Origin of the sequence: Aeromonas sp. QDB30 (assembly GCF_027707645.1) — a bacterium.
Taxonomy (GTDB): Bacteria; Pseudomonadota; Gammaproteobacteria; order Enterobacterales; family Aeromonadaceae; genus Aeromonas; species Aeromonas caviae.
Genome location: NZ_JAPCIY010000158.1, coordinates 1 through 1,805 on the forward strand (window position 1 = coordinate 1; position 1,805 = coordinate 1,805).

General features: G+C 49.5%; 2 protein-coding genes. Both read left to right on the forward strand.

Going from position 1 to position 1,805, the window contains the following annotated elements:
* Positions 1-474 precede the first annotated feature (474 nt).
* Positions 475-1,017, forward strand: a complete 543-nt coding sequence (locus PG896_RS20860; protein WP_270836185.1) for a fimbrial protein — start codon at positions 475-477, stop codon at positions 1,015-1,017.
* Between the two features lie 260 nt (positions 1,018-1,277).
* Positions 1,278-1,667: a hypothetical protein gene (locus PG896_RS20865; RefSeq protein WP_201957584.1), complete on the forward strand. Its 390-nt coding sequence runs from the start codon at positions 1,278-1,280 to the stop codon at positions 1,665-1,667.
* The last annotated feature ends 138 nt before the right edge of the window (positions 1,668-1,805 follow it).

Sequence of the window (1,805 nt, forward strand, 5' to 3'; positions counted from 1 at the left end):
GCCTGCACATCGGCCTGGAAGCACTTTATTGCCGATGTGGAGCGGGTGATGTCACTTTGTAGCCGAGATTGGATAAAGCTGACCTAATGTTTAATCCGATTGGTATAAGTTATTGTTTTATAGGTGTTTATAACTGAATTTATAAAAATCAAAATGTACTTGATGTTCATCATATGAGTCGTTAATTTGTCCATCAAGCAAAAGCGGAACACGGCTTTCTGCACAGACGACAAGGATGTATGTAGTTGTGCGGTTGAGGTGTAGCGGGAACTGCCCCTGATGCGGTGTGCTGCTTTTGCTTATTTAAATAGACCTTAACAGGCACAGCTGATTATTGGCATGACCCCTCACCGGCTTAATGAGAGGTTGGGCACCAGCAGTTGCTGTGCAGTATATCGCGGCATCACTGAAGATCGTGACTCCAGCATGATTGGAGTGATGCAGTACAACACACGTTAATGTAGGTATAAACGAATGAAAGCTAACAAAATTCTGGTTGCTATGGGTGTTGGTTCCATGCTGCTGTGCGGCACCGCTTTTGCTGCTGGCAACACCGGTTCAGGTAAAGTCACCTTCAACGGTGAAATCATCAACGCTCCTTGCTCCGTTGCTCCTGAGTCTGTTGACCAGGTAGTTGAAATGGGTCAGATCAGCACCAAAGAGCTGGCCAACGGTGGCGAGTCCAACTCCAAGCCGTTCAGCATCAAGCTGCTGAACTGTGAAATCTCCGACAAGGAAGATGCCGTCAAGGTAACCTTCAGCGGTGCCAAAGACCCGGTAGATTCCAGCCTGCTGGTTATCGGTGGTGGTGACGCCGCTGGTGCCGGTATCAAGATGACCGCCCCGGGTGGTGCCGCTATCGTACTGGGTACTCCGACTTCAGCCTTTACCCTGGCTAATGGTGATAACGAACTGCCGTTCAGCGCCGTGCTGAAAGGTTATGACGATCAGATCGCCAACCCGCTGAAAGCCGGCGCTTTCACTGCAGTGACCAACTTTACTCTCTCCTACGAGTAATAGAGTGCCTTAACGTGTGATCAGGGTTGTGGTCAGGGCGGGAGCATACTTTGATTTTGAATGTTTTTTACTCAAAAATGGCGCGCTATATTTCATAACTCAGCAGAAAAAATCATTTTTCTCCGAGATTTTTAACGTCGTACGCCTGATGGACGAAAAACAAACGAAGTATGCTCCCGCCCTGGGGTTGTGGTGGTGCGAACCACCACAACCTCACACATTCTGTCTCCTCACATCGAACCTTGATCATGAAAACTTCAATGATGGCAGCCATGGTGCTGCAGCTGGTGATGATGGCGGGATCAGTCCACGCCAATGAACTCACGGATGGACTGGCCGAATCGGGCTGTACGCTGGAGGTGCTGCGCAGCATTCCGCTGCAGGCTCAGCAGCCGGGCACGCTGAAAATCAGCGGCTGTCAGGTTGAAGGGGCGACGGAGGCATCACTGCCTTTTATTTCCATGTCCGTGCGCGGTGCCATGAGCGATGAGCTGGGCATTTTCAACAACGGCCAATATCACAAGGTATCCGGCGAGCGCTTTATTGTCTCGGATATCGTCAACAGTGATCTGGAATTCAATTTGGGACTCACCAGCAGTCAGCTGTTTTTCCAAGACAGTACGACGCTGTTTGAACTCAATTATATGTAAGCAAGCCAATTGCTTAGGGAAGGTGCGAACAAGTCCCTGATATGAGATCATGTTTGTCATATGGAGCCATGAAAAAGGGTTCATCATGAGTCATCAGCTCACCTTCGCCGACAGTGAATTCAGCAGTAAGCGCCGTCA